At 64.4% G+C, this 24,718-nt stretch carries 24 protein-coding genes; 7 read left to right on the forward strand and 17 right to left on the reverse strand.

All coding sequences use genetic code 11. The features are described 5' to 3' along the window. The first annotated feature begins 13 nt into the window (after positions 1-13). On the forward strand, positions 14-886 hold the full coding sequence (locus tag ACMUJL_RS01265) for an NAD(P)-dependent oxidoreductase (protein ID WP_375571017.1): 873 nt from the start codon (positions 14-16) through the stop codon (positions 884-886). Between the two features lie 36 nt (positions 887-922). Here ACMUJL_RS01265 and ACMUJL_RS01270 read toward each other — a convergent pair whose 3' ends face one another. The 6 genes from ACMUJL_RS01270 to ACMUJL_RS01295 form a co-directional block, all read right to left on the reverse strand. After that, positions 923-1,252 carry an SMR family transporter gene (locus ACMUJL_RS01270; RefSeq protein ID WP_068289782.1) on the reverse strand — a complete coding sequence of 110 codons (330 nt, stop codon included), beginning with the start codon at positions 1,250-1,252 and terminating at the stop codon, positions 923-925. 62 nt (positions 1,253-1,314) lie between these two features. Then, a complete protein-coding gene (locus ACMUJL_RS01275) occupies positions 1,315-2,214 on the reverse strand; it encodes a P63C domain-containing protein (protein ID WP_375571015.1) in 900 nt (299 codons plus the stop codon). 136 nt (positions 2,215-2,350) lie between these two features. Next, a complete protein-coding gene (locus ACMUJL_RS01280; RefSeq protein WP_375571013.1) occupies positions 2,351-3,565 on the reverse strand; it encodes an NADP-dependent isocitrate dehydrogenase in 1,215 nt (404 codons plus the stop codon). Between the two features lie 95 nt (positions 3,566-3,660). After that, a complete protein-coding gene (locus ACMUJL_RS01285; RefSeq protein WP_068289777.1) occupies positions 3,661-4,932 on the reverse strand; it encodes a multidrug effflux MFS transporter in 1,272 nt (423 codons plus the stop codon). 7 nt (positions 4,933-4,939) lie between these two features. Then, positions 4,940-5,596 carry a DsbA family oxidoreductase gene (locus ACMUJL_RS01290; protein ID WP_068289775.1) on the reverse strand — a complete coding sequence of 219 codons (657 nt, stop codon included), beginning with the start codon at positions 5,594-5,596 and terminating at the stop codon, positions 4,940-4,942. After that, positions 5,583-7,109, reverse strand: coding sequence for a class I adenylate-forming enzyme family protein (locus ACMUJL_RS01295; RefSeq protein WP_375571010.1), 1,527 nt, complete (start codon positions 7,107-7,109; stop codon positions 5,583-5,585). The genes ACMUJL_RS01290 and ACMUJL_RS01295 overlap by 14 nt, the downstream gene beginning before the upstream one ends. A gap of 65 nt (positions 7,110-7,174) precedes the next feature. Here ACMUJL_RS01295 and ACMUJL_RS01300 point away from each other — a divergent pair, with 65 nt between their 5' ends. Beyond that, positions 7,175-7,798 carry a helix-turn-helix domain-containing protein gene (locus ACMUJL_RS01300; RefSeq protein WP_375571008.1) on the forward strand — a complete coding sequence of 208 codons (624 nt, stop codon included), beginning with the start codon at positions 7,175-7,177 and terminating at the stop codon, positions 7,796-7,798. Positions 7,799-7,845: 47 nt separating this feature from the next. On the opposite strand, the gene ACMUJL_RS01305 is transcribed toward ACMUJL_RS01300, so the two are convergent. Both ACMUJL_RS01305 and ACMUJL_RS01310 read right to left on the reverse strand, forming a co-directional pair. After that, positions 7,846-7,971, reverse strand: a complete 126-nt coding sequence (locus ACMUJL_RS01305) for an entericidin EcnA/B family protein (protein ID WP_068295258.1) — start codon at positions 7,969-7,971, stop codon at positions 7,846-7,848. Positions 7,972-7,976: 5 nt separating this feature from the next. After that, positions 7,977-9,689, reverse strand: a complete 1,713-nt coding sequence (locus tag ACMUJL_RS01310) for an extracellular solute-binding protein (protein ID WP_416914086.1) — start codon at positions 9,687-9,689, stop codon at positions 7,977-7,979. A 420-nt stretch (positions 9,690-10,109) separates the two neighbouring features. On the opposite strand from ACMUJL_RS01310, the gene ACMUJL_RS01315 reads away from it, so the two are divergent. Together ACMUJL_RS01315 and ACMUJL_RS01320 are read left to right on the forward strand one after the other, a co-directional pair. Beyond that, positions 10,110-10,883, forward strand: a complete 774-nt coding sequence (locus ACMUJL_RS01315) for a 3-hydroxybutyrate dehydrogenase (RefSeq protein WP_375571004.1) — start codon at positions 10,110-10,112, stop codon at positions 10,881-10,883. A gap of 101 nt (positions 10,884-10,984) precedes the next feature. Then, on the forward strand, positions 10,985-12,022 hold the full coding sequence (locus ACMUJL_RS01320; protein ID WP_068295251.1) for a patatin-like phospholipase family protein: 1,038 nt from the start codon (positions 10,985-10,987) through the stop codon (positions 12,020-12,022). Between the two features lie 43 nt (positions 12,023-12,065). Here the strand turns inward: ACMUJL_RS01320 and ACMUJL_RS01325 are convergent, their stop codons facing one another. From ACMUJL_RS01325 to ACMUJL_RS01335, 3 genes are all read right to left on the reverse strand, one after another. After that, positions 12,066-12,758 (reverse strand): DUF502 domain-containing protein, encoded by a 693-nt coding sequence (locus ACMUJL_RS01325; protein ID WP_416914087.1) that lies wholly within the window; start codon positions 12,756-12,758, stop codon positions 12,066-12,068. Between the two features lie 84 nt (positions 12,759-12,842). Continuing rightward, positions 12,843-13,772: a pseudouridine-5'-phosphate glycosidase gene (locus ACMUJL_RS01330; protein WP_375571001.1), complete on the reverse strand. Its 930-nt coding sequence runs from the start codon at positions 13,770-13,772 to the stop codon at positions 12,843-12,845. Further along, a complete protein-coding gene (locus tag ACMUJL_RS01335) occupies positions 13,769-14,662 on the reverse strand; it encodes a PfkB family carbohydrate kinase (RefSeq protein WP_068295246.1) in 894 nt (297 codons plus the stop codon). Before ACMUJL_RS01335 ends, ACMUJL_RS01330 begins: the two co-directional genes overlap by 4 nt. Before the next feature lie 293 nt (positions 14,663-14,955). Here ACMUJL_RS01335 and rpsB point away from each other — a divergent pair, with 293 nt between their 5' ends. Continuing rightward, complete coding sequence (gene rpsB / locus ACMUJL_RS01340) at positions 14,956-15,726, forward strand: 30S ribosomal protein S2 (RefSeq protein ID WP_068295244.1); 771 nt, start codon at positions 14,956-14,958, stop codon at positions 15,724-15,726. Between the two features lie 78 nt (positions 15,727-15,804). Beyond that, a complete protein-coding gene (gene tsf / locus ACMUJL_RS01345) occupies positions 15,805-16,680 on the forward strand; it encodes a translation elongation factor Ts (protein WP_068295243.1) in 876 nt (291 codons plus the stop codon). Positions 16,681-17,130: 450 nt separating this feature from the next. Here tsf and ACMUJL_RS01350 read toward each other — a convergent pair whose 3' ends face one another. The 4 genes from ACMUJL_RS01350 to ACMUJL_RS01365 form a co-directional block, all read right to left on the reverse strand. Beyond that, positions 17,131-17,886 (reverse strand): LuxR family transcriptional regulator, encoded by a 756-nt coding sequence (locus tag ACMUJL_RS01350; protein WP_068295241.1) that lies wholly within the window; start codon positions 17,884-17,886, stop codon positions 17,131-17,133. Then, positions 17,883-18,341: a type II 3-dehydroquinate dehydratase gene (gene aroQ, locus ACMUJL_RS01355; RefSeq protein WP_375570997.1), complete on the reverse strand. Its 459-nt coding sequence runs from the start codon at positions 18,339-18,341 to the stop codon at positions 17,883-17,885. Before aroQ ends, ACMUJL_RS01350 begins: the two co-directional genes overlap by 4 nt. 276 nt (positions 18,342-18,617) lie before the next feature. Further along, positions 18,618-19,886, reverse strand: coding sequence for an NAD(P)/FAD-dependent oxidoreductase (locus ACMUJL_RS01360; RefSeq protein WP_375570995.1), 1,269 nt, complete (start codon positions 19,884-19,886; stop codon positions 18,618-18,620). A 94-nt stretch (positions 19,887-19,980) separates the two neighbouring features. Then, positions 19,981-21,204 carry an acyl-CoA dehydrogenase gene (locus ACMUJL_RS01365; protein ID WP_068295325.1) on the reverse strand — a complete coding sequence of 408 codons (1,224 nt, stop codon included), beginning with the start codon at positions 21,202-21,204 and terminating at the stop codon, positions 19,981-19,983. Between the two features lie 161 nt (positions 21,205-21,365). Here ACMUJL_RS01365 and ACMUJL_RS01370 point away from each other — a divergent pair, with 161 nt between their 5' ends. Next, positions 21,366-22,274, forward strand: a complete 909-nt coding sequence (locus ACMUJL_RS01370) for a LysR substrate-binding domain-containing protein (protein ID WP_375570993.1) — start codon at positions 21,366-21,368, stop codon at positions 22,272-22,274. Positions 22,275-22,376: 102 nt separating this feature from the next. Here ACMUJL_RS01370 and ACMUJL_RS01375 read toward each other — a convergent pair whose 3' ends face one another. Together ACMUJL_RS01375 and ACMUJL_RS01380 are read right to left on the reverse strand one after the other, a co-directional pair. Then, positions 22,377-23,417 (reverse strand): sensor histidine kinase, encoded by a 1,041-nt coding sequence (locus tag ACMUJL_RS01375; protein ID WP_068295233.1) that lies wholly within the window; start codon positions 23,415-23,417, stop codon positions 22,377-22,379. A 14-nt stretch (positions 23,418-23,431) separates the two neighbouring features. Further along, positions 23,432-24,619 carry a trans-sulfuration enzyme family protein gene (locus ACMUJL_RS01380; protein WP_068295232.1) on the reverse strand — a complete coding sequence of 396 codons (1,188 nt, stop codon included), beginning with the start codon at positions 24,617-24,619 and terminating at the stop codon, positions 23,432-23,434. Positions 24,620-24,718 lie beyond the last annotated feature (99 nt).

Below are 24,718 nucleotides of genomic sequence, written 5' to 3' on the forward strand. Positions count from 1 at the left end.
AGGGAAGAGGCTGATGGCAAAACTGGCATTTCTGGGTCTTGGGGTCATGGGGTATCCGATGGCGGGGCATCTGGCGGCCAAGGGGCATGAGGTGACCGTCTACAACCGCACCACGGCCAAGGCCGAGGCCTGGGTGAAGCAGCACGGCGGCGCGATGGCGACGACCCCGCGCGCGGCGGCGGAAGGCGCGGATTTCGTGATGGCCTGCGTGGGCAATGACGATGACCTGCGGTCTGTCTGCATCGGGGAAGACGGCGCTTTTGCGGGCATGGCCAAGGGCGCGATCTTCGTCGATCACACCACCGTATCGGCCGCCGTCACGCGCGAGATGTTCGCCGCCGCCGAGGCGCATGGGCTGGGCTTCATCGACGCGCCGGTGTCGGGCGGTCAGGCGGGCGCGGAAAACGGCGTGCTTTCGGTCATGTGCGGCGGGGTGCAGGCGCAGTATGACGCCGCAGAGCCGGTGATCGCCGCCTATGCGCGCATCTGCCGCCGGATCGGTGACAGTGGCGCGGGCCAGCTGACCAAGATGTGCAACCAGATCGCCATCGCGGGGCTGGTGCAGGGCCTGTCCGAGGCGCTGCATTTCGCCGAGAAAGCGGGTCTCGACGGCGAGGCCGTGGTCGAGGTGATCAGCCAGGGTGCCGCGGGCAGCTGGCAGATGTCGAACCGCTACAAGACCATGGTCGCGGATCAGTTCGAATTCGGCTTTGCCGTGGACTGGATGCGCAAGGACCTGGGCATCTGCCTTGATACGGCGGATGAGAACGGCGCCAGCCTGCCGGTCACGGCGCTGGTCGACCAGTTCTACAAGGACGTGCAGAAACTGGGCGGCGGGCGCTGGGACACCTCATCCCTGATCAAGCGCCTGCGCGCGATGGGCTGAACGGGGGCTGACCCCGCATGAAGACCACCTCGCCCCTCAGTGGGGCGAGGCTTTCGAGAACAGGTGGATCACCACGATCCCGCCCAGGATCATCGCCATGCCGATCACGGCGGGCAGATCCAGACGCTGTCCGAAGACGGCAAACCCGATCAGCGCGATCAGCACGATCCCAAGGCCTGACCATAGCGCATAGACCACGCCCACCGGCATGAAGGCGAGCGTCTGCGCCAGCAGGTAGAAGCTGATCCCGTAAGCCACCACTACCAGCACCGAGGGCCATGGCCGCGTGAACTGCTGAGAGGCCTGCAGCGCCGAGGTGCCAATCGTCTCGGCCACCACGGCAAGGAGGAGGAGGAGATAGGGCATGGCGGCGGTCCTTTGGGGTAAGTCGGGGCAGGGGGCAAGAGACTTAGCTTCCCCCATTTACCTTAATCTTCGAAAGGCAACTCAAGGGTGTCGCCATACTTGGGCAAAGAACGGTTCAGCAAGCGTTCAAAATCCTTCTTTCCAGACGCTGCATCCATCAATACCATCACCTTCTTCAAATGATCCCTTAGTTCCGGAAGGCCGTAGTCCTCGGAGAAGTGCTGGTGATGACGGCTCTTTCGGTGGCCCTTCTCGGTCCTCGGATTTAACTCCTTCAACCGTTTCTTTATTCCCGGTGCCAATCGTGAGTATACGATATCATTTACCCAATGCCCAACAAACGCGGGACGCTTGACTGCTAGGTAATTGTCATACCCCTTGATTTTGACCAATTTCTCCCAAAACTCATCAGGGAATGTTTTTGACCAAGTCCGAGCTTCATCTTTCAAAAATTTGTCGAGAATCTTTTGAAGTGCATCTTGCTCTCGAACTCTTTGATATCCTGTCGCTTCATCAACAAGCGCTGCTATACCGACCCGAGCAAACCCTCTTACAAGTATTTCAGCGAACTCTCCATACCTTATTTCTTGCTCCGTTTTCAGCGCGCCTTTCTTTCGTGCCTCTAAGAGAACATCACAAATATCCGCCAAGATTTCTGCCCGATATCCATGAACAGGACGCGGTGTCATACCAACTATTTGAACCGGGTTTTGAATTGCCATTATGAGGGCATGGTTCATAAACGGTCTTAGCGTTGGATGTGACGAGATGCGGGCCATGCCATGACCTCGCCCCTTCATTCCAATAGCAGACGTCATACTTCTCCCTGAAATGAAGCGTTCACCATCTTTACTGACGAAGCAACTTAGCTGAATGTCACCAATGACCAAGTCACCGGAAAAGTCTGCCGTCTTTTGTATAAGGTCACTGCCCGCCTCAAAGTCATCCTGCTCGTTTACCATGTCCGTTATGCCTCAAAAAAGTTGCGTGAAAACCCTTTTAATGGACATAGGAAAATAGTCAACGCCTTAGTGCCGCACCCAAACGCAAAAGGGGCCGCCCAACGGCGACCCCTTCCAACTCCGGCCTGACGGATAATCAGCCAGCAAGGGCCTTGTTCAGGTATTCGTCCACCTTCTCGAGATAGCCGATGGTGCTCAGCCATTTCTGGTCGGGGCCGACCAGCAGGGCGAGGTCCTTGGTCATGAAGCCGTCCTCGACCGTCTGCACGGTCACACGCTCCAGCGTTTCGGCGAAGCGCGCGAGTTCGGCGTTGCCGTCCAGTTTCGCGCGGTGCTTCAGGCCGCCGGTCCAGGCAAAGATCGACGCGATCGAGTTGGTCGAGGTTTCCTTGCCCTGCTGGTGCTGGCGGTAGTGGCGCGTGACGGTGCCGTGGGCGGCCTCGGCCTCGACCGTCTGTCCATCGGGGGTCATCAGGACGGAGGTCATCAGGCCCAGCGAGCCGAAGCCCTGCGCCACGGTGTCCGACTGCACGTCGCCATCGTAGTTCTTGCAGGCCCAGACATAGCCGCCCGACCATTTCATCGCGGATGCGACCATGTCGTCGATCAGGCGGTGTTCGTAGGTGATGCCTGCGGCCTTGAACTTGTCCGCGAATTCCTCGTCGAAGACCTGCTGGAACAGGTCCTTGAAGCGGCCGTCATAGGCCTTGAGGATCGTGTTCTTGGTGGACAGGTACACCGGCCAGCCCTTGACCAGGCCATAGTTCATCGAGGCGCGCGCGAAGTCGATGATCGACTGGTCGAGGTTGTACATCGCCATGGTGACGCCAGCGCCGGGCGCGTCGAAGACGTCACGCTCGATCACGGTGCCATCCTCGCCCACGAACTTGATCGTCAGCTTGCCGGCGCCCGGAAAGCGGAAGTCGGTGGCGCGGTACTGGTCGCCAAAGGCGTGACGGCCGACCACGATGGGCTGGGTCCAGCCCGGCACAAGGCGCGGCACGTTCTGGCAGATGATCGGCTCGCGGAAGATCACGCCGCCCAGGATGTTGCGGATCGTGCCGTTGGGCGATTTCCACATCTGCTTGAGGCCGAATTCCTCGACCCGCTGCTCGTCCGGGGTGATGGTCGCGCATTTGACGCCGACGCCGTATTTCTTGATCGCATGGGCCGCGTCGATGGTGATCTGGTCATCGGTGCGGTCACGCTCTTCGATGCCGAGGTCATAGTATTTCAGGTCGATGTCCAGGTAGGGCAGGATCAGCTTCTGCTTGATGAAATCCCAGATGATGCGGGTCATCTCGTCGCCGTCGAGTTCGACGACAGGGTTGGCTACCTTGATCTTGGTCATGTGGGATATCCCCTTTCCTGGTGAATCGGCTCTTGCGCCGGGTCATAGCGCAAAGCGGGCCTGCTGCAAAGACGGTATGCGACTGTATACAGAAATTATTTGACAGGATCGACAGGGCCGAAGCGCCGTACGCGCCGTTCGATCCGGCCCAGCCGCCAGAGCAGCACGAAGGCCACGGCAGAGGCCCCGCCGACACCTAGCGACATGGGCAGGGGCGTGGCGTTGAAGACCAGCGCGATGGGCGCCGCGATCAGCGCGCCCGCGATGGTCGCGACGGCGCCGATCACGCTGGCGGCGGTACCGGCGATATGGGCCATGGGTTCCATCGCGATGGCATTCAGGTTGCCGACGGTCAGCCCCGACTGGAACAGCACGGTGCATTGCCAGACCAGGTAGACCGCGAACATCGCCTCGCCGCGCAGGCCCGCCAGCCAGCACAGTGTCATGGCGGCCGACAGGATCACCTGCGCGCCGAAGGCCGCCATCGCCAGCCGCTGCATGCCCAGCCGCATGACCAGCGCCGCGTTGATCACCGACGCGCTGCCCGACACGATCGCCATGCCCGCGAACCACAGCGGGAATTGCGCGCCCCGGTCGAAGACCTGATCGAAGACGGGCTGGATCAGGCTGATCGAGGTGAAGAGCAGCACATAGCCCATGGTCTGCGCCATGATCGACAGGCGCACGACCGGATGGGTCAGCACCTCGCCCACGGCACTTGCGATGGCGGGCAGGCGCATGGGGCGGCGGGCGGCGGGGGGCAGCGATTCCGGCAGGCGCAGCGCCAGCCAGAGCGTGGCGATCCCGGCGAAGATCACGAAGGCCCCGAACATCGCGCGCCAGCCCGCGGCGGCGATGATCCAGCTGCCCACAAGCGGGGCGATTGCGGGGACCAGCATGAAGACCATCATCACGAAGGACAGGATGCGCGCCATCTCGCGCCCGCCGTAAAGGTCGCGCACGATGGCCATGCCCACAACTCGCGGCCCCGCCGCACCGACGCCCTGCAGGACCCGCGCCAGCAACAGCCATTCCAGCGTCGGGGCAAACCAGGCCAGCGCCGCACCGACGATGTAGAGGGCAGTTCCCCCGATCACCATGGGTTTGCGGCCCAGCGCATCGGACATCGGCCCGGCAAATAGCGTGGCCGCGCCCATGCCAAGGACAAAGGCGATCACGATCAACTGGGCGCGGTTGGGCGCATCGGGGCTGAGCTCGGCGCCGATCCGGGGCAGGGCCGGAAGCATTGCATCTATGGAAAAGGCGATGATGGCGAAAAGCATCGCGATCAATGCGATGAACTCCGCCCGCGAAGGCGCTTTCTTCAGGCCCGAACCGGGCAGATCACTGGCACCTGGCACGGACATCCTGATGTCAGTCCGCACCATCCGGGGCGTCAGGGGATTGGGCCATGATCTCGTCGATGACCTTCAGCCAGACCTCGGTAGGCTGGGCGCCCGGCACCGCGTGCTTTCCGGCCACAATGAAGGTGGGCACGGCATTGACCCCCATCTCGCGCGCGGCTTGGTCGCGGGCGCGGATTTCATCCGTATCGGCGGGGCTGTCCAAGAGCTTGCGGATCACGGCGGCATCCAGACCGGCGCTGTCGGCGATGTCGGCCAGCACGTCGCGGTCGCCAATGTCACGACCTTCCTGGAAGTAGGCCCGCATCAGCGATGACACGACACGGTGCTGTGCGCCCTCGATCCCGGCCCAATGGATCAGGCGATGCGCATCCAGCGTGTTCGGGGTGCGGGTGATGCCTTCGAAATTGATCTCGATCCCCGCCGCTTCGGCGTTCTGTGCAATCCTGGCATAGATCTGCACGGCGCGTTCCTTGCCGCCGAACTTCTCTTCCAGATAGGCGCGCCGGTCCATGCCGTCCTGCGGCATGTCGGGGTTCAGCTGGAAAGGATGCCATTCGATCACGAAAGGATGGTCGGGCCGGGCCTCAAGTGCGCGTTCCAGTTGGGCCTTTCCGATAAGGCACCAGGGGCAGATGGGATCGGAGAGGATATCAAGCTTGACCATGGCGGGCCTCGTATAACGGTTTCAGGGCGCGGCGCAGGATCTTGCCATTGGCCCCAGAGGGCAACGCATCAAGGCGGATGTATACCCGCGGTTGTTTGTATCGGGCAAGGCGTTCGTTGGCGAAGGCCTTCAGTTCCGCGTCATCGGCCGGATCGCCCACGTAGAAGGCCGCGATGATGCGGGCGTCTTCCTTGACCTCGATATCGGTGACGCCCACCTCGCGTATCGCGGGATGCGCCAGCAGCGCCGCCTCGACCTCGAGCGGTGAGACGCGGTAGCCGCCCGCGTTCATCATGTCATCGGCGCGCCCCAGATAGGTGATCTGGCCATCCGCATCCATCATGCCCTGATCGCCGGTCAGGAACCAGTCCCCCTGCATCCTCGCGGCAGTATCCTCGGGCGCGCCCAGATAGCCCAGCATCAGGCCGGGATCGCTGCGCGCCACGGCGATCGTGCCTTCCTCGCCCAGGCCCACCGGCCCATCGGCACCCAGGATCGCCACGCGCCGCCCGTCCTGCGGCCGCCCCAGCGTGCCGGGGGTCGCGGGATGCGCCGGACTGCCGGAAATGAAGGTGGAACATTCCGACATGCCGTAAGCCTCGAAAATCGGGGTGCCGGTCGCGTCATTCCAGTGCTGGCGCACGCGGTCCGACAGCTTTTCCCCGGCGGCAAGCCCGTGGCGCAGGGCCGGCAGGTGCATCTGTGCATGATGGGTCAGGATCTTGCGATAGACGCCGGGGGCCGCGGCAAAGATCGTGGCCCCGTGATCCGCCAGCAACTGCGGCAGCGCCTCGATTGCCACGCCTTCGGCGGGGATCAGGGCGGTCGCCCCCACGGACCAGGGATCCATCAGCCCGGTGCCCAGCGTGTAGGTCCAGTTGAACGCCCCGGCATGCAGCAGACGGTCCGCCGCGGTCAGCCCGTACCAGCCCTGGTGCATCATCCGGCGCGCCCAGATCGCGCGATGCGCATGCATCACCGCCCGCGGAACGCCCGATGTGCCCGAGGTATAGATGATATAGGCCATGCGGTCAGGGTCACCCATCGCACAGTCCGCAGGCGGCAGGTCACGCATCGCGGCCAGTGCCGCGGTATCGGTCACGGGCAGGCCCGTATCATCGGGACAGGCGACGCGCGGATCATGCAGGATGCCGGCGGGCGCCAGCTGCGCCACCATCTTGGCAACCTCCGGCGCGGTCAGCTGGGACGAGGTGGGCACCGGCACAAGACCCACGGCAATGGCGCCAAGGTAGGCCAGCGGGAAATCCACCGTATTGCCCAGCCGCATCAGCAGGATGTCCCCGGGGTGGAAACCCGCGGCCAGAAGCCCCGCGCCCGTGCCGCGCACGGCCGCCGCCAGCCGCGCAAAGGTCCAGTCATCCGCGCCATCCGCCGCGATGACCGACAGCGCCACCTTTGCGGGCAGATCGTCGGCATGACGCAACACATGCGCCGCAAGGTTGAAGGGGCGGGGGCAGGGGGCGGGACCGCCATGATCGAATATCGCAAGCATGCACACTTGCTAGGCCTGCGCCGCGCCAGTTGCAAGCCAAACACCGCCGCCCTATACCTCTGCGCATGAGCGAGCATGATCCACGTTCCCTGATCCGCATCGCCCGCGCCGATGGTGGCGCGGCCGTGGCCGAACCGCTTGATCTTGGTCAGCGCGTGCGCGGGCTGCGCAAGGACCTCGGCCTGACGCTGGAACAGGCCGCGCGGCAGGCGGGGCTGGCGCGATCCACCCTGTCCAAGATCGAGAACGGGCAGATGTCGCCGACCTACGAGGCGCTCAAGAAGCTGGCGACGGGTCTGGATATTTCGGTGCCGCAACTTTTCACGCAGCCCACGCCGGGGCAGGTGACGGGGCGGCGCGTGGTCACCCGCGTGGGCGAGGGCGCGCGCCATGCCACCACGACCTATGAGCATGAGTTGCTGGCCGAGGGGCTGACGCGCAAGCAGATGCTGCCCTATCGCGCGCGTGTCCGCGCCCGCCGGATGGAAGAATTCGACGGCTGGGTGCGCCATGACGGCGAAGAGTTTCTCTATGTGCTGACGGGCGTGATCCGGCTTTACACGGAATTTTACGAACCGGTCGAGATGCGGCGCGGCGACAGCGCCTATTATGACGGCACGATGGGGCACAACGTGGTGTCCGTCAGCCCCGAGGATGCGACGATCCTGTGGGTCACGTCGTTGGTCTGACCGGCACGGCCCCGGTGTGACAGGGCCGATCCCCGATCAGAACCAGATCAGAACCAGCCACGCACCGTGCGCGCCCCGCCCGAGATGTCCTGCCCGATCCCGTCGACCGTGGCACATCCCGCCAGAACGGCCAGGCAGCCCAGGCCCAGCGCAATCACTGCAAGTTTCTTCATTCTGTTCACTCCTCGTACCACCAGACATCGGGCATCCACCCGATCCGGTCGCCATAGATCGGCGTATATTCAGGAAATTTCAACTGTCTCGCATGGGCGATCCTGTCAACAGTGGTTGTCCAGATCGGGATCACATAGCGCCCCGCCATCAACACGCGGTCCAGCGCGCGCGTGGCGGCGATGAACTCCTCGCGGCTGTCGGTCGTCAGCATGTGGTCGATCATTGCATCCGCTGCCGCAACCTGCATGCCCATCACATTGCGCGTGCCCGGTGTGCCCGCGCCCTGCGATCCCCAGTAAAGGCGTTGCTCGTTGCCGGGGCTCAGCGACAGATCGCGCCGAAAGGGCATCATGTCGAAATCCTGCGCGGCCTCGGCCTCGGCATATTGGGCGTTGTCGACGGGGCGGATGCCGGCGGTGATGCCCAGGCGCTCGAGGGCGCCGCGATAGATCTCGATCACCGCCAGATTGGCGCGGTCGCCCTGGCGCAGCAGCACGTCCAGCGTGAAGGGCGTGCCCTTTTCATCCACAAGCCGCCCGTCCCGCACCTGCCAGCCAGCCTCCTGCAGCAGGGCCATGGCGCGGCGCAGATCAGCGCGGTTGCGCTCGGACGCGTCGCCTGCGGGCAGGGTGTAGCCCTCCAGCGCGCCGGGGGGCAGGCTTGTCGCGAAGGGCGCCAGAAGGTCGCGTACCCGGCCCGTCGCGGGGCCGGGTTGCAGGCCCAGTTCCGAGTTCGAGAAGTAGGACTGGATGCGCGGTTGCCGCCCGCCGGTGACGGTGCCGTTGATATAGGGAAAGTTGAAGGCCAGCAGCAGCGCCTCGCGCACACGCCAATCGGCCAGATGCGGGCGCGCGGCGTTCAGCACGAAACCGGTCATGCCGGTGGGCCGCGCATGGGCGATTTCCGACAGGATCACGTCACCGCGCCGCACTGCGTCGAAATCGAAGCGCGTCTGCCAGTCCTCGGCATTGGTTTCGCGCCAGACGGTGACCGCGCCCGCCTTGAACGCCTCGAACATGACCGATGTGTCGCCGTAATATTCGATGCGTATCTCGTCCAGATTGCTGGTGCCGCGCCGCACCGGCAGGTCGCGCCCCCAGTAGTCGGGGTTGCGCCGCAGGGTGACGAAGCGGCCCTGTTCGTAGCCCGCCACCACATAGGGCGCCGATCCGATCGGGATGTCGTTGATGGTGGATGCGGTGAAATCGCGCCCGTCCCACTGCGCCTTTTTCAGGATCGGGCGCAGCCCCGCGATCAGGGCCAGTTCGCGGTCTGCGGTGGCAAAGCTGATGCGCAGGCTGCGCGGCCCGGTCCGGGTGATGCTCTCGGTCTGGGCGGCGAAACCAAGGTAGCGCGGATGCCCGACAGTGCCCAGTGTCTCGAAGGACCAGATTACATCATCCACCGTCACCGGGCTGCCATCCGAGAATCGCGCCTCGGGCCGCAGGGTGAACTCGACCCAGGATCGATCCTCCGCCACCCTCACCGATTCGGCCAGAAGCCCGTAAAGCGAGAATGGCTCGTCCCAGTTTCGCGCCATGAGGGTTTCATAGGCCAGAAAGCGCAATTGCCAGGGGGCGGTGCCTTTCAGGATGAAGGGATTGAGCGAATCAAACCCGCCGGTGGACCCTTCGACCAACCGCCCGCCCTGGGGGGCTTGCGGGTTGGCATAGGGCAGGGACACAAAATCGGGTGGAAGGGCCGGCGCGCCATACATAGCTATGCCATGGCTGCTTGTGGCCTCTGCCTGCGCGGGATGATGGAAGGCGTGAAAAAAAAGGGCACAGACGGCAGCGCCCCGAACTGCGCGGAGGAATGAAACGCGTCTCATGATGATGACGATCCTGCTCTGGCCATCGATTGTTGCCATGCAGCGTAGCGCTCGTTTCCCGTCTTTTCAAACTTTTAGCTTGGAAGCTTGCAAAGGATTGCTTATAACGAAGGCACTGCTCGATAGGTTTCTTGCCTGTATGAAACCTGCCTCAATAACTTGACGCCGGCCTCGCGCCGGCGTTTTTTTTGGGCCGCGCGCCGTCAGGCTTTCCCCAAATGCCCTCCCTCGTCATTGGTCGCGGCGTCATGCTATGCTGCGCCTGCAAAGTCGATTGACCACGACCACCACCAGAAGGAGATGCGCATGTCGCTGAAGGGAAAAACCGCCATCATCACCGGATCCAATTCCGGGATCGGATTGGGCGTCGCGCGGGAACTGGCAAGGGCGGGGGCGGATGTCGTGCTGAACTCCTTCACCGACCGCGACGAGGATCACGCCCTCGCGCAGGAGATCGCTGCGGAATTCGGTGTGGCCGCGCGCTACATCCGGGCCGACATGTCGAGGGCCGATCAATGCCGCGCCCTGATCGAACAGGCGGGCGCCTGCGATATCCTGGTGAACAACGCGGGCATCCAGCATGTCTGCCCGATCGACGAATTTCCCATCGACAAATGGGATGCGATCATCGCGATCAACCTGACCTCTGCCTTCCACACCACGGCCGTCGCCCTGCCCATGATGCGCAAGACGGGATGGGGCCGCATCGTCAACATCGCCTCGGCCCATGGCCTGACCGCCAGCCCCTACAAATCCGCCTATGTCGCGGCCAAGCACGGCATCGTCGGTCTGTCCAAGACCACCGCGCTGGAAACCGCGGGGCAGGGGATCACCTGCAACGCGATTTGCCCGGGCTATGTTCTGACGCCGCTGGTCGAGGCGCAGATCCCCGATACGATGAAGAAATACGACATGGACCGCGACGAGGTGATCAGGAAGGTGATGCTGGAACGCCAGCCCTCGAAGGAATTCGCCACCGTCGAACAGTTGGGCGGCACCGCCGTTTTCCTGTGTTCGGATGCCGCCGCCCAGATCACCGGCACCACGATCAGCGTGGATGGCGGCTGGACCGCGCTCTGATCCGGTTTCTTCTTGCCTGAAATATCCCGGGGGACTCGCCGCAGGCGAGGGGGGCTGGCCCCCGTCCCGGGATCCGTTCCTCGTGCCGCGAAAGGTTCCGCATGACCGTCAAACGCATCAATCTGGCCCTGCAGGGCGGCGGCGCCCATGGGGCCTTCACCTGGGGTGTGCTTGACCGGCTTCTGGACGAGGATGATATCGAGATCGCGGCCATATCGGGCACCTCGGCGGGGGCGCTGAACGGGGCGGCCTACAAGGCGGGCTGGCTGAAGGGTGGACGCGACGGGGCGCGGGCCAATCTGGACTGGCTCTGGTCGCGGATGGGGGCGCTGCAGGAAACTCCCGTGACGCGCTGGCTGACCGAGATGTCGCCCGCGACGGCGGCAGTCAGCGCGGCGCTGGAAAGCTCGGTCGCCTACGGCATGGCCGATACGGTGTCGCGCCTGACCTCACCCTATGCGCTGGGACCGTTCTACAGCAATCCGCTGACACCCATCGTCGAGGCCTTCGATTACGACACGGTCTGCGCCTTGGACGGCCCGCGCCTTTTCGTGGGCGCCACCAATGTACGCAGCGGCAAGATCCGGGTGTTCACCGGCGATCAGATCAGCACCGGGGCGATCCTTGCCTCGGCCTGCCTGCCGACCCTGTTCCAGGCGGTCGAGATCGAAGATCCCGAGACCGGCCGCTCAGAGGCCTATTGGGATGGCGGCTACAGCGGGAACCCCGCGCTTTTCCCCCTGTTCGAACCGGACCTTCCCTCGGATATCCTGATCGTGAACATCAATCCGATCCTGCGCAACGACGTGCCGCGCAGCCCCCAGCAGATCCAGAACCGGATCAACGAGATCAGCTTCAACGCCTCGCTTCTGCGCGAATTGCGCGCCATCGGCTTCGTCAAGCGGTTGCTGGCGCAGGGCGCGCTGACGCCTGGCAGCATGAAGGATGTCCTTGTGCACATGGTGGCCGATGATGCGCTGATGAACGATCTGTCGGTCGCCACCAAGATCCTGCCCAATCCGCTGCTGCTGGCCCGGCTCAAGGCGGCGGGGCGTGCGGCGGCGGATGGCTTTCTTGTCGCGCACAAGGATGACCTGAACCGGCGCGGCACGGTCGATCTGGCCCAGATGCTGTCGTGATCGCCGCCCTTGCCGATGCCACCCCGGCCGATGGCTTGCGGTGTCAGGCCGCCTTTTCGGGGCGGCCGGCGTCCTTGGCGGCCGGATAGACAAGCCCCGCCGAAATCACCAGCTTGGCGGCATCCTCGACGCTCATGTCCAGGATGATCACGTCTTCCTTGGGCACATAAAGCAGGAACCCCGAGGTCGGGTTGGGCGTGGTGGGCAGGAAGACGCTCATCAACGCGCCTGCGGTGGCGGGGCGCTCGGCGATCTCGCCCTTGGCTTCGGTCGAGATGAAGCCGATGGCCCAGATGCCCTTGCGCGGGTATTCGACAAGGCAGGCCTTCTCGAAGCTGCGTTCGGACTGGGCAAAGACGGTTTCCGCAATCTGTTTCACACCGGAATAGATCGACCTGACGACCGGCATCCGGTGCACCAGCAACTCGCCGAAGCGGATCAGCGACCGGCCGATCAGACCCTTGGCGATCCAGCCCACGATGATGGTGAAGATCAGGAAGATGATCACGCCCAGACCGCGCAGGTTGATGTTGATGTACTGACCCGGATTGAACCGGTCCGGCACCAGCGGCAGCACCACGCTGTCGACAAAGCCCATCAGCGACCAGATGAACCAGATCGTCAGGCCGATGGGGGCGATCACCACGATCCCGGTCAGGAAACTGGATCGCAATCCCGACAGCGGGCCGGTACGGCGCGGGGCGGGTGGCTGTTCGGGATCGAATGGGGTATTCATTGAACTGGGTCCGGATGCGACATGCTGTGTTTATCTAGGCGCTTGGCCGTCTTGCCACAATGGGCAAGCGCGAACGCGCCGACCTCAGGACGGGACGGGGGCCGCTTTCAGGGCGGTCAGCGCCAGGGCAATGGACGCCCCGAGCCGGGCATTGTTCAGTACAAGCGCCACATTGGCCTCGAGCGAGGCGCCCCCGGTCAGATCGAAGATGCGCTGCAGCAGGAAGGGCGTGACCGCCTTGCCGGTGATCCCCAGCGCCTCGGCGTCGGCGGTGGCCTGGGCGATGATCGGCACAAGCTCGGCCAGCGGGATTTCGGCCGCCTGCGGGATCGGGTTGGCGATCAGCTGCCCGCCCGGCAGGTCCAGCCGGGCGCGCATGCGATGCGCGCGGGCGATCTGTTCGCGGCTGTCCATCCTCAGCGGGGCCTTGAGGCCGGAATCCCGCGACCAGAAGGCGGGCAGCGCGTCCTGCCCGTAGGCGATCACCGGCACGCCCAGGGTTTCCAGCACCTCCAGCGTCTTGGGCAGGTCCAGGATGGCCTTGGCCCCGGCCGCGACGACGCTGACGCGGGTGGCGGCCAGTTCCTGCAGATCGGCCGAGATGTCGAAACTGGTCTCCGCGCCTTTGTGCACGCCGCCGATGCCCCCGGTGGCAAAGACCTCGATCCCGGCCAGTTCGGCGGCGATCATGGTCGCGGCGACCGTGGTGGCCCCGGTCCCGCCCTCGGCCATGCAGACGGCCATGTCGGCGCGGCTCAGCTTGGCGACATGGGTGGCCCTTGCCAGCCACTCCAGTTCCGTATCGGTCAGCCCGATGTGCAACTGCCCCTCCAGGACCGCGATCGTGGCGGGAACCGCGCCCGCCTCGCGCACCGCCTGTTCCACCTGCCGGGCCGTCTCGAGGTTGCGGGGCCAGGGCATGCCATGGGTGATGATGGTGCTTTCAAGGGCCACGACCGCGCGGCCCGCGTCCAGCGCCGCGGCCACTTCGGGGGAATGGGTATAAAGCATCATGACGGGATCTCTCCGGAAACATAGGTTGCGGCTGCATCCAGGGCGCGAACCAGTGCGGCCTCGGGATCGCGACCGGCCAGTTCTGCGGCGATATGGGCCGCCATGAATGTATCGCCCGCCCCGGTCACGCGGGTCACCAGGACCTGGCGGCAGGGCAGGGTGATCACCCCATGCGCGCCCGCGTCCGCCGCCGGGCGGCCCCCATCCGTCACCAGCGCGCGGACCGCGCCGCGCGCGACCAGCGCCCGGGCGGCCTGTCCTGCGTTGTCAAAAGGCTGCTGGCAAAGGATCGAGGCTTCTTCAAGGTTCACGTAAAGCACCGCGCGCCCATGTGTCAGGAAAGGCAGCAGCCGTTCCGCCTTGCCGGGGCTGGCGGGGGCCACGCGCAGATCGGCGCGGGCAAAGGCGGGGTGGGTCGCGATCTCGTTCAGAAGCGACAGCGTCAGGTTGCCATCCAGCGCGATGCACCCCTCATGAGGCCTTGTGCCGTCGCCCAGCGGTCCATCGGTCAGCGGGCGCAGGATGCGCGCGCCCGCCGCTTCCAGGCTATGGGCATCTGCGATGGCCGCGATCAGCCCGTTCGCGCCCTCGATCGCCATGTAGCGGTCGGTCGGCAGGTCCTCGGACCGGTAAAGCAGCGCCGTGCCCACGCCCAGCGCGGCACAGGCGCGGATCAGCTCCTCGCCCTCGGGGTCGCGTCCCACCGCGCTCAGCAGGGCGGGGCGCAGCCCGAAACGCGCCAGCGCCATGGCGATGTTCATCGCCACGCCGCCCGGCAACCGGGTGATGCGGCCGGGCACGTCCGCGCCTTGCCGCATATGGCTGGGGGCCCGCCCGATCACGTCCCACAGGACGGATCCGATGCACAGAATATCGTGGTCCTTGATCATGCCCGCTCCGATCTCTCTTGTCTGCCCCGAAGCGCCGTGCAACGCAAGCCGCGCCCGTTTCTTCTTGCCTGAAATATCCCGAGGGAATCGCCGCAGGCGATGGGGGCTGGCCCCCTTCCGTGGCCGGCCCCTTGCCTTGCCTCTTGCACCTGCTGGCCAACCCGTCTATACGCGCGCCACTCAACCCCGCAGGCGGGGTGGGCCTGTGGGGGAGACATCCCCACATGTCCGCCGGTTGGAGCATCCGCTCTCACACCCCCGCCGAGGCGAAAACCGGAAAGAAGGATAGGACAATGGCTCTTCCCGAGTTCACTTTGCGCCAATTGCTTGAAGCAGGCGTGCATTTCGGCCACCAGACGCAGCGTTGGAACCCCCGCATGGGTCCGTATATCTACGGCGCGCGCAATGGCATCCATATCATGGACCTGACCCAGACCGTCCCGATGCTGGACCAGGCGCTGAAGGTCATCCGCGACACCGTCGCCAAGAACGGCCGCATCCTGTTTGTCGGCACCAAGCGCCAGGCCGCGGCACCCGTCGCCGAAGCCGCCGAGAAATGCGCCCAGTTCTACATGAACCACCGCTGGCTGGGTGGCACGCTGACCAACTGGCAGACCGTGTCGCAGTCGATCAACCGTCTGAAGTCGATCGACGAGCAGATGGCGGGCGGCGCCGAAGGCCTGACCAAGAAAGAGCGTCTGGGCATGGAGCGCGAGCAGGAAAAACTGCAGGCCAGCCTTGGCGGTATCCGCGAAATGGGCGGCGTGCCGGACCTGCTGTTCGTCATCGACGTGAAAAAAGAGCAGCTGGCGATTGCCGAAGCCAACAAGCTGGGCATCCCGGTCGTGGCCGTGGTCGACACCAACTGCTCGCCCGATGGTGTGGATTACATCATCCCCGGCAACGATGACGCGGCCCGCGCCATCGCTCTCTACTGCGACCTGGTCAGCCGCGCAGCCCTGGACGGCATGACCGCTCAGATGGGTGCCGCAGGCGTCGATCTGGGTGCGCTGGAGGAAACTCCGGTCGAGGAACTGCTGGCCGAGACCACCGGCGAGGCGTGAGCCTGTCACCAAACTGATACAAGCGGGCGGCATGACCGCCCGCACATCCATTTCAATTCATCCGAGGAGAGCCGAGCGATGGCGATCACAGCTGCACTGGTAAAAGACCTGCGCGACCGTACGGGCGCGGGCATGATGGACGCGAAAAAAGCGCTGACCGAAACCGATGGCGACATGGAAGCCGCGATCGACTGGCTGCGCACCAAGGGTCTGGCGAAAGCTGCCAAGAAATCCGACCGTACCGCCGCCGAAGGTCTTGTGGCCGTTCTGGTCGAAGGTGGTCGCGGTGTGGCCATCGAAGTGAACTCGGAAACCGATTTCGTCGGCAAGAACGCTGATTTCCAGGCCATGGTCGCCAGCTTCGCCAAGGCCGCGATCGGCGTGAACTCGGTCGAAGAGCTGAAGGCCGCGCATGTCAACGGCAAGACCGTCGAAGAGGTCCTGACCGAAAAGATCGCCACCATCGGCGAGAACATGTCGGTGCGCCGCATGTCCGTGCTGGAAGGCGAAACCGTCGTGTCCTACGTGCACAACGCGGCTGCCGACGGCATGGGCAAGATCGGCGTTCTGGTCGCCATGAAGGGCGGCAACGAGGCATTCGGTCGTCAGGTTGCGATGCATATCGCCGCGGCCAACCCCGCCTCGCTGAGCCAGGCCGATCTGGACCCCGCCGTGGTCGAGAAGGAAAAGACCGTCCAGATGGACATCGCGCGCGAATCGGGCAAGCCCGAAGCCGTGATCGAGAAAATGATCGTGGGCCGGATGCAGAAGTTCATGGCCGAAGTCACCCTGCTGGGTCAGGCTTTCGTCGTGAACCCCGATCTGACCGTGGAAGCGGCCGCCAAGGAAGCGGGCGTCGAGATCACCGGCTTCCTGCGTCTTGAAGTGGGCGAAGGCATCGTGGTCGAGAAAGAAGACTTCGCCGCCGAAGTCGCCAAGGTCGGTCGCGCCTGATCAGAACTCAATCGGAGCGGGTGAAAACCCGCTCCGGCCAAAGAAAACGACGGTGCCACCACTGGGTTGGCACCGTCTTTTTTTGACCGCCAGGTCAATGGGGATGAATCAGGCGGGCAGATTGCCGACCCACCAGCGGAACAATACGCAAGCAGGCCGACGGTCCGGAAAACCGGATGAGACGCAGCGCCCCGATATTACAGGGTTCCGTCCCGATGTTCCCTGGCCAAAGCCACCACTCACGGAACTCTTCCAGAATGCAAATTTACCCTAGGTTAAGGTAGTCAGGATTTCCCTACCTTTTGGAGATAAATTTCCGCATTTCGAGAATCAATGCTCTGCCGAAGGTATATCTTCGGTTCCTGATGTGACGCGCGACGTCTTCACGCCGGGCAGGGGGCATGTTTGTGAAAATCAAAGGATTCCAGCGGCGTGCTGCAGGTTTCTGCCTCAGGCATCCATCACGAACATCTGGTTCTGAAAGGCGGCCTTGAGCACCGCCTGGGCTGTCGTCTCGACGTTCAGCGCCTCGCGGGCAAGGCGCAGGTGCTTCTCGACCGTGGCGGGCGTGAGGCCCATCAGAACGGCGATGTCTTGCGTGGTCTTGCCATCGCCGACCCAGCCAAGCGCCTCGCGCTGGCGGCGCGTCAGGCTGCGTCCGGGCGCGGTATAGGGCAGGGTGAGGATCTTCAGATGCGCCACATTGTTCATCACCAGAATGTCCTGCCCATGCCGGGCCCAGGTCTCATCCACCGCATCTTGCGATAGCTCGGCCCGCGCGGTCAGGGCAATGCCGCCCTTGGCCCGTGGCGACACCGTTCTGAAGCTGATCGTATAGCCGGCCAGGACCTTGTGCGCCTGATTGAACTGGATCACGCGCACCTCTGCCGGGGTCAGGTTTCCGCTTCTGATCAGGTCCGACACGAAGCGCCAGCTGCAGGCGCCTTCATTGTCCAGCACCCAGCGCACCATCGGGCCATGCAGGTAATGCCCGTCTGCGATGAAGGATTCCACATAGCTGGTGGGATGATTGGTCAGGATCACGAAGTCTTCGGGTGACCCCAGCGATGTGCCGACACGGTAGCGGGTGAAGGCATAGAGCAAACGGTCAAAGCCATATTCCTCCATCTTGCGGCAATGCATGTCCCAGAGTTCTTCCAGGCTCTGCGCATTGGTAAGCGCCTCAAGATAACCGTTCAGCGTCATCCGTTGGCTTTATCCTGTTGAAGCCCCAGATGCGCCGCAAGGGCCCGGATCGCCAGAGCATAGCCTGTCGCGCCAAATCCGCAGATTTGACCCAGCGCCACGGGCGCGATGAAGGACTTGTGGCGGAAAGGTTCGCGCGAATGGATGTTGGACAGATGCACCTCGACCAAAGGCACCGCCGCGGATGAGATCGCATCCATCAATGCAACCGATGTATGCGTATAGGCGCCCGCGTTCAGAATGATCCCGGCATGCGTGCCGCGCGCCGCATGGATCAGGTCGATCAACTGGCCTTCGTGGTTCGATTGCGCAAAGGCGGTCGTCATGCCGAAAAGGCTTGCTTCGGTCGCGCACAGCGCCTCGATGTCCGCCAGCGTCGTGCGCCCATAGACTTCGGGCTGACGGGTCCCAAGCAGGTTCAGGTTGGGGCCGTTCAGGATCAGCAAGGAAGACATGAGGCCTCGTCAATGAATTGATGCGCCGCCATAGATAGCCGCGCTGCGGGCGGGATGTCGAGAGGGGCAAACAGTCTGCCGCGCGCATGACAGGCTGAAGTTGCCGAAAATCCATGAGGCATGCTGTGTAAGTCTATGAAAAGACGTCATTACGATGGGAAAAGCTGCGGGTGGATCAAAAGAGATGACCACTCCGGTCACATGTCGATATTTAACATAATACTGATTATGCGATTTTAGGATTGGTGTGATGGGCCGGTTGTACACCTGCCTGCGTCACCCCAGCCGCGCGCCCCCTGCATGTGCAATGCGGGCCGCCAGTTCATAGAACTGCCCCTTGATCCCGGTGAACGCCTCGTCATAGCCGTCGACGGCATCCAGCGGCAGATGCGCCTCGTCCCCCGACAGCAAGGCCATGGCCGCCGACGCGCCGATAACCGTTCCGGGACCAATGCCGCGTCCCGAATAGCCGAAGATCGCATAGCCCGGACCACCCAGCCGCATCACCTTGGGAATATGGTCCGAAGTCATCGAGATCCGCCCCGACCAGAAATGCAGGAACGCCGCATCACCGATTTGCGGGAACAGACGCGCCAGCATCCGGCGCGCCCAATCGGCATGCAGCCCCAGCGCATCAGGCTTTCCCATGGCCCCAAGGATCAGACGCCCGGCCTGGTCCTTGCGAAAGGACGTCATGACTGTTCCGGTGTCCCAGCATCCCTCGCCGCCCGGCAGAACCTGCGCCGCAAGGTTGTGGCCCAATGGCGCGGTGGCAAGCTGAAAGTAATGCACCGGTGTGGTTGACGGCACGTCCGCGCCCTTGACAGGCTGATGATAGGCATTGGTCGCAATCAGTATTTTCGACGCATGAACAGTGCCTTGCACGGTGGTAACGATCCATTCGCCGCCGTCCTGCGCGACCGAAGTCACCGGGCTGTGTTCGTGGATCCGCGCGCCATGCTGCGCTGCGGCGCGGGCAAGGCCGCGGGCATAGGCCAAGGGCTGGATCGTGCCCGCGCGCGCATCATGCACCGCGCCATGTGGCCGGTCGCTGCCGGTGCGGTGCCGCGCCTGCGCGGCATCCAGCAGCGTGACGGGTGCCCCAAGCGCCTTCTGCTGTTCAAATCTTGCCTGCAAGTCCTTGAAACCGCTGGCGGAATGGGCGCAATGCAGGGTGCCTTCGCGCACCGGTTCGCAGGCGATGTCATGGGTTTCGATCAGGTCGAACACCTGCGCCGGCGCCGCTGCCAGGGCTGCGTTCAGCCGCATCCCCTGGCCCTGCCCCAGCGCATCGCAGACCGCCTGCGGCGGCAACCAAAGCCCCGCATTCACCAAGCCGACATTGCGGCCCGATCCGCCATGCCCGATCGTTTCAGCCTCCAGCAGCAGGACCGACGCGCCCTGCCGCGCCGCCGTCAGCGCAGCGGAACAGCCTGTGAAACCACCGCCCAGAATGCAGAGATCGACGGATGTTTTCCCTGTGAATACATCCGCTTCAAAGGTTTCCCTCGCGCTGTCGCGCCACAAATTCCGATCCGCGTCCATGGGGTCCTCCGCCTGCCGCGCGCCGTTCAACGGGAAAAGGCGCGCCTGCCCATGGCAAAGCGCGCCGCCCCTGTTCGTGGTCCATCTGATCCGATCAGAAGAAGGCCTGCAAGCCCGTCTGTGCACGTCCCAGGATCAGGGCATGCACGTCATGCGCGCCCTCATAGGTGTTCACCGTCTCGAGGTTGACCATGTGACGGATCACGCCGAACTCAAGGCTGATGCCGTTGCCGCCGTGCATGTCGCGGGACATCCGTGCAATATCAAGGGCTTTGCCGCAGTTGTTGCGCTTGACGATGCTGATCATCTCGGGCGCGGCCTTGGCGGCATCCATCAGTCTGCCAACCTGCAGGCTGCCCTGAAGGCCAAGGGCGATTTCGGTCTGCATGTCCGCCAGTTTCTTCTGGAAAAGCTGGGTCTGGGCCAGCGGACGCTTGAACTGGTGCCGGTCCAGGCCGTATTGGCGTGCCGCGTGCCAGCAGAATTCCGCCGCCCCCAGAACACCCCAGCTGATCCCGTAGCGCGCGCGGTTCAGACAGCCGAAGGGCCCTTTCAGACCTTCGACATGCGGCAGCAGCGCATCCTCGCCAACTTCCACGTTGTCCATCACGATCTCGCCGGTGATCGAGGCGCGCAAGGACATCTTGTTGCCGATCTTCGGCGCGCTCAGGCCCTTCATGCCCTTTTCCAGCACGAAGCCCCGGATCTTGCCGCCATGGGCCTCGGACTTGGCCCAGACCACGAAGACATCGGCGATGGGCGCGTTGGAGATCCACATCTTCGAGCCGGTCAGCACATAGCCATTGGCGGTCTTGACCGCGCGGGTCTTCATGCCGGCGGGATCCGATCCGGCATCCGGTTCGGTCAGGCCGAAGCAACCGATCCACTCGCCGCTGGCCAGCTTGGGCAGGTATTTCTGGCGCTGTTCCTCGGACCCGTAGGCATAGATCGGGTACATCACAAGGCTGGACTGCACCGACATCATCGACCGGTAGCCCGAATCGACCCGCTCCACCTCGCGCGCGACCAGCCCGTAAGAGACATAGCCCGCGCCCAGCCCGCCGTATTCCTCGGGGGTGGTGACGCCCAGAAGCCCCATCTCGCCCATCTCGCGGAAAATCTCGGGATCGGTATGCTCCTCGGCAAAGGCCTTGAGAACACGCGGCTGCAGCTTTTCCTGCGCATAGGCATGCGCGCTGTCGCGCATCATGCGCTCTTCTTCGGTCAGTTGCTCGTCCAGGCGGAACGGATCTGCCCAGTCGAACTGTCCCAGGTCGGGGGCATCCTTGGCGCGCAATTTCGGTGCGGGGCGGCTCATCTCGTTCATGGGGTCCTCCTGAAGATGGGTGGCGCGGGCGGTGTCGATCATGCCGATCATGAGTTTTTGGCGCGCGCCAGACTTGTTCGCCATCAAGTTACAGCATAATCAGGGTGTGTTGAAACGATAGTTTTGCATCACAGCATGAGTATTTCGCATAAATGATCGCCCCGCGCCGTTTCCTGCCTTCCATCGCCTCGCTGCGCGCGCTCGAAGCCTTTGACCGTCTGGGCAGCGCCACGGCCGTGGCCGAAGAGCTGTCTCTGACCCAAAGCGCCGTCAGTCGTCAATTGCAGACGCTCGAGGCGCAGATGGGCGTGCCGCTGATCCTGCGAGAGGGACGCCGGATGGTGTTGACCGCCCCTGCCCGCGCCTATGTGGCCGAAGTGCGCGAGGCGCTGCAGCAGATCGCCCAGGCCTCGCTCCGGCTGCGTGTGCAGCCGCGCGGCGGGTCGCTTGATCTGGCGATCCTGCCGACATTCGGCATGCGCTGGCTGGTGCCGCGCCTGGCGGATTTCGCGCGGTTGCATCCCGATGTGACGATCAACATGGCGACCAGGCTCGCGCCCTTCAACTTCGCGACGCAAGCCTTCGATGCGGCCATCCATTACGGCAATGCCGACTGGCCCGGCACCGAGAACATGCTGTTGCGGACGGAAAGCGTGGTGGCGGTCTGCACGCCCGAACTGGCCGCGCGGCGCCCCCTGCGCCAGGCCGCGGATCTGCGCGCCCTGCCGCTTCTGCATATCGAAACGCGCCCCAGCGCCTGGGCAGACTGGTTCGCGTCACATGGCGTGACCGCCGAGGTGCCGCAGGGCACCGTCTATGACCAGTTCGCCACGATCACCCAGGCCGCGCTGCACGGGCTGGGGATCGCCCTTCTGCCGGACTATCTGGCCGAACCTGATCTTGCCGCCGGGCGGCTTGTGCCGGCCTTCGGCGGGCCGACACGGACTCGCGGCAGCTATTTCCTTGTCTGGCCGCGCAGCAAGTCGCAGGACAACGCGCTGGGTCTTTTCCGCGAATGGCTTGTCACCCAGACGGACGAGGATGATATTCTGCCGCGATGAACGTGGCGCCGCTTCTTCTTGCCCGAAATATCCTCGGGGGAATGATCCGCAGGATCATGGGGGGCGAGCCCCCCTTCTCCGGGTGCCCCAGGACCCTGCGGGTCAGGAAATGCGCGGCAGGATGACGGTAAAGCGGCTGCCCTGCCCCGGCTGGCTGTCGATCTTCAGGCGCCCGCGATGGCGGTTCACGATATGCTTGACGATGGCAAGACCCAGGCCGGTGCCGCCCATCTCGCGCGAGCGGTGGCTGTCCACCCGGTAGAACCGTTCGGTCAGGCGCGGAATATGCACCGGGTCGATGCCTGGCCCGTTGTCGATGACCTCGGCGCAGATCGCGGGTCCGCGCATGACGGGATCGCGCGGGATCTCGGTGATTTTCAGCATCACCTCGGGCGGGCGACCCCCGTATTTGATCGCGTTTTCGACCAGGTTGCCGAAGACCTGGCGCAATTGGTCGGCGTCGCCTTCGACAAAGACCTGCCCCGCGTCGAACTGCGCCTGCAGCGTGCCGCCGGCCTTTTCCGCCAGCGGCGTCAGATTGCGCAGCACCGAGGACAGCAGATCGCACAGGTCCAGCCGTGTGTCGGGGCGGACGCGCTCCATCTCTTCGACCTGGCTCAGCGACAGCAGGTCGCGCACCAGCCGGTTCATGCGCTGCGCCTCGTTCGCCATGATCCCCAGAAAGCGTTCCCGCGCCACCGGATCGTCGCGGGCCGGTCCCTGCATGGTTTCGATGAACCCCATCAGCGCGGTCAGGGGCGTGCGCAGCTCGTGGCTGACATTGGCCACGAAATCGCGCCGCATCTGTCCGATCTGCTGACGGTCCGTCACATCCTCGAAGCTGATCAGAACCCCGCTGGCGGGGCCGGCCTCGACCATGGCGCAATGGGCGGTGTAGATCACGTCCTGGTCGCCCTGCTTGGCCAGGTAGCGCGCGCTGCCGGGCTTGCGCTGGCTGCGGCAGGCCTCGACCGCGTCCAGGACCGCGGGCTGACGGATGGCGGTGATGAAGGGGCGCGCCTCGACCGGCCCCAGAAGCGCCTCTGCCTTCCTGTTCAGCCCTGCGATCCGGTCGTCCTTGCCCACGAAGATCGCGGGCAAGGGCACGGCGTCAAGGATGGACCTGATCGTGGCCTCCGGCATCGGCGCGCCCCGGCTCAGGTCGCGCCGCGGGCGGCGTCGACCGCGCGGGTGAACACCTCGAGCAGGGGCGCCACCTCTTCCAGCCCGACAGAGACCCGGAAGAACCCTTCGCTCATGCCAAGTGCCTCGCGCTCGGCTGCGGGCAGCGCGCGGTGCGAGGAACTGGCAGGGTGCGACAGGGTCGTGCCCACATCGCCAAGGGTCGGCGCAAAGGCCAGGCCGTCGGCGGCGCGGGTAAAGGCATTGGCGGCCTTGCGTCCGCCTTCCAGTTCGAAGCTGACCATGTTGCAGCCGCGCGCGCCCAGAAGGGCCTTGGCACGGGCCTGGTCGGGGTGATCGGCGCGCATCGGGTAAAGCACGCGCTTGACGCCCGGCAGCGTCGCCAGGTGATCGGCCAGCGCCACGGCATTGGCCTCGGCCCGGTCGAAGCGCAGGTTGAAGGTCGCAAGGCCCCGCTCGGCCAGCCAGCAATCGAAGGGGCTGGCGGTCAGGCCGGTGGTGACGGCGAAATCATAGATCGCCTTTTGCAGCACCGGATCGGCGGCGCAGGCATAGCCAAGCGTCACATCCGAATGGCCTGCCAGCAGCTTGGTCACCGAATGGATCACGATATCGGCGCCCGCGTCGAAGGGCCGATAGGCGCGCGGCGTGGTAAAGGTATTGTCCACCGCCAGCAGGACGCCGCGGGCCTTGCACAGTCTGGCCAGCCCTTCGATATCGGCGACGCGCAGCGTCGGGTTCGACACGACCTCGACCAGGATCATCCGCGTCTCGGGGCGCAGCGCCGCCTCCATCGCGGCCACATCGGTGGGGTCGGCCAGGCTGGTGGCGATCCCCAGGCGCGGCAGGTCCTGTTTCATCAGGCGCAGCGAGCGGCCATAGAGCTGGTCGCCCCCAAGCACGTGATCGCCCGCCTTCAGCAGGCCCATCATCACCGCCGTGACGGCCGACATCCCCGAAGAGGTGACGATCCCGCCTTGCCCGCCTTCCAGCAGGTCGATCCGCCGCGCCAGCACATCGGCATTGGGATGGCCTTCGCGGGCATAGGTATAGCCCGAGGTGCGGCCCTCGTATTGCGCGTCCAGATCGTCTGGCGTGTCCGAGGCATAGACGACAGAGGGGCTCAGCGGTGTGACCACCGGGCGGCTGATGCTGTCGGGCAGAGGAACGGGGCGGATCAGGGATCCCTTGGAATTCTTCATGGGGTGTCTCTCTTCTTGGTGCGACAGAAGTGACACAGGCGCAAGCCAGCGGCAAGCGGTGCCGTCGCGGCCGTCATTGCGGTTTCTTCTTGCCTGAAA

The organism is Seohaeicola sp. (genome assembly GCF_048006315.1).
Taxonomy (GTDB): domain Bacteria; phylum Pseudomonadota; class Alphaproteobacteria; order Rhodobacterales; family Rhodobacteraceae; genus Seohaeicola.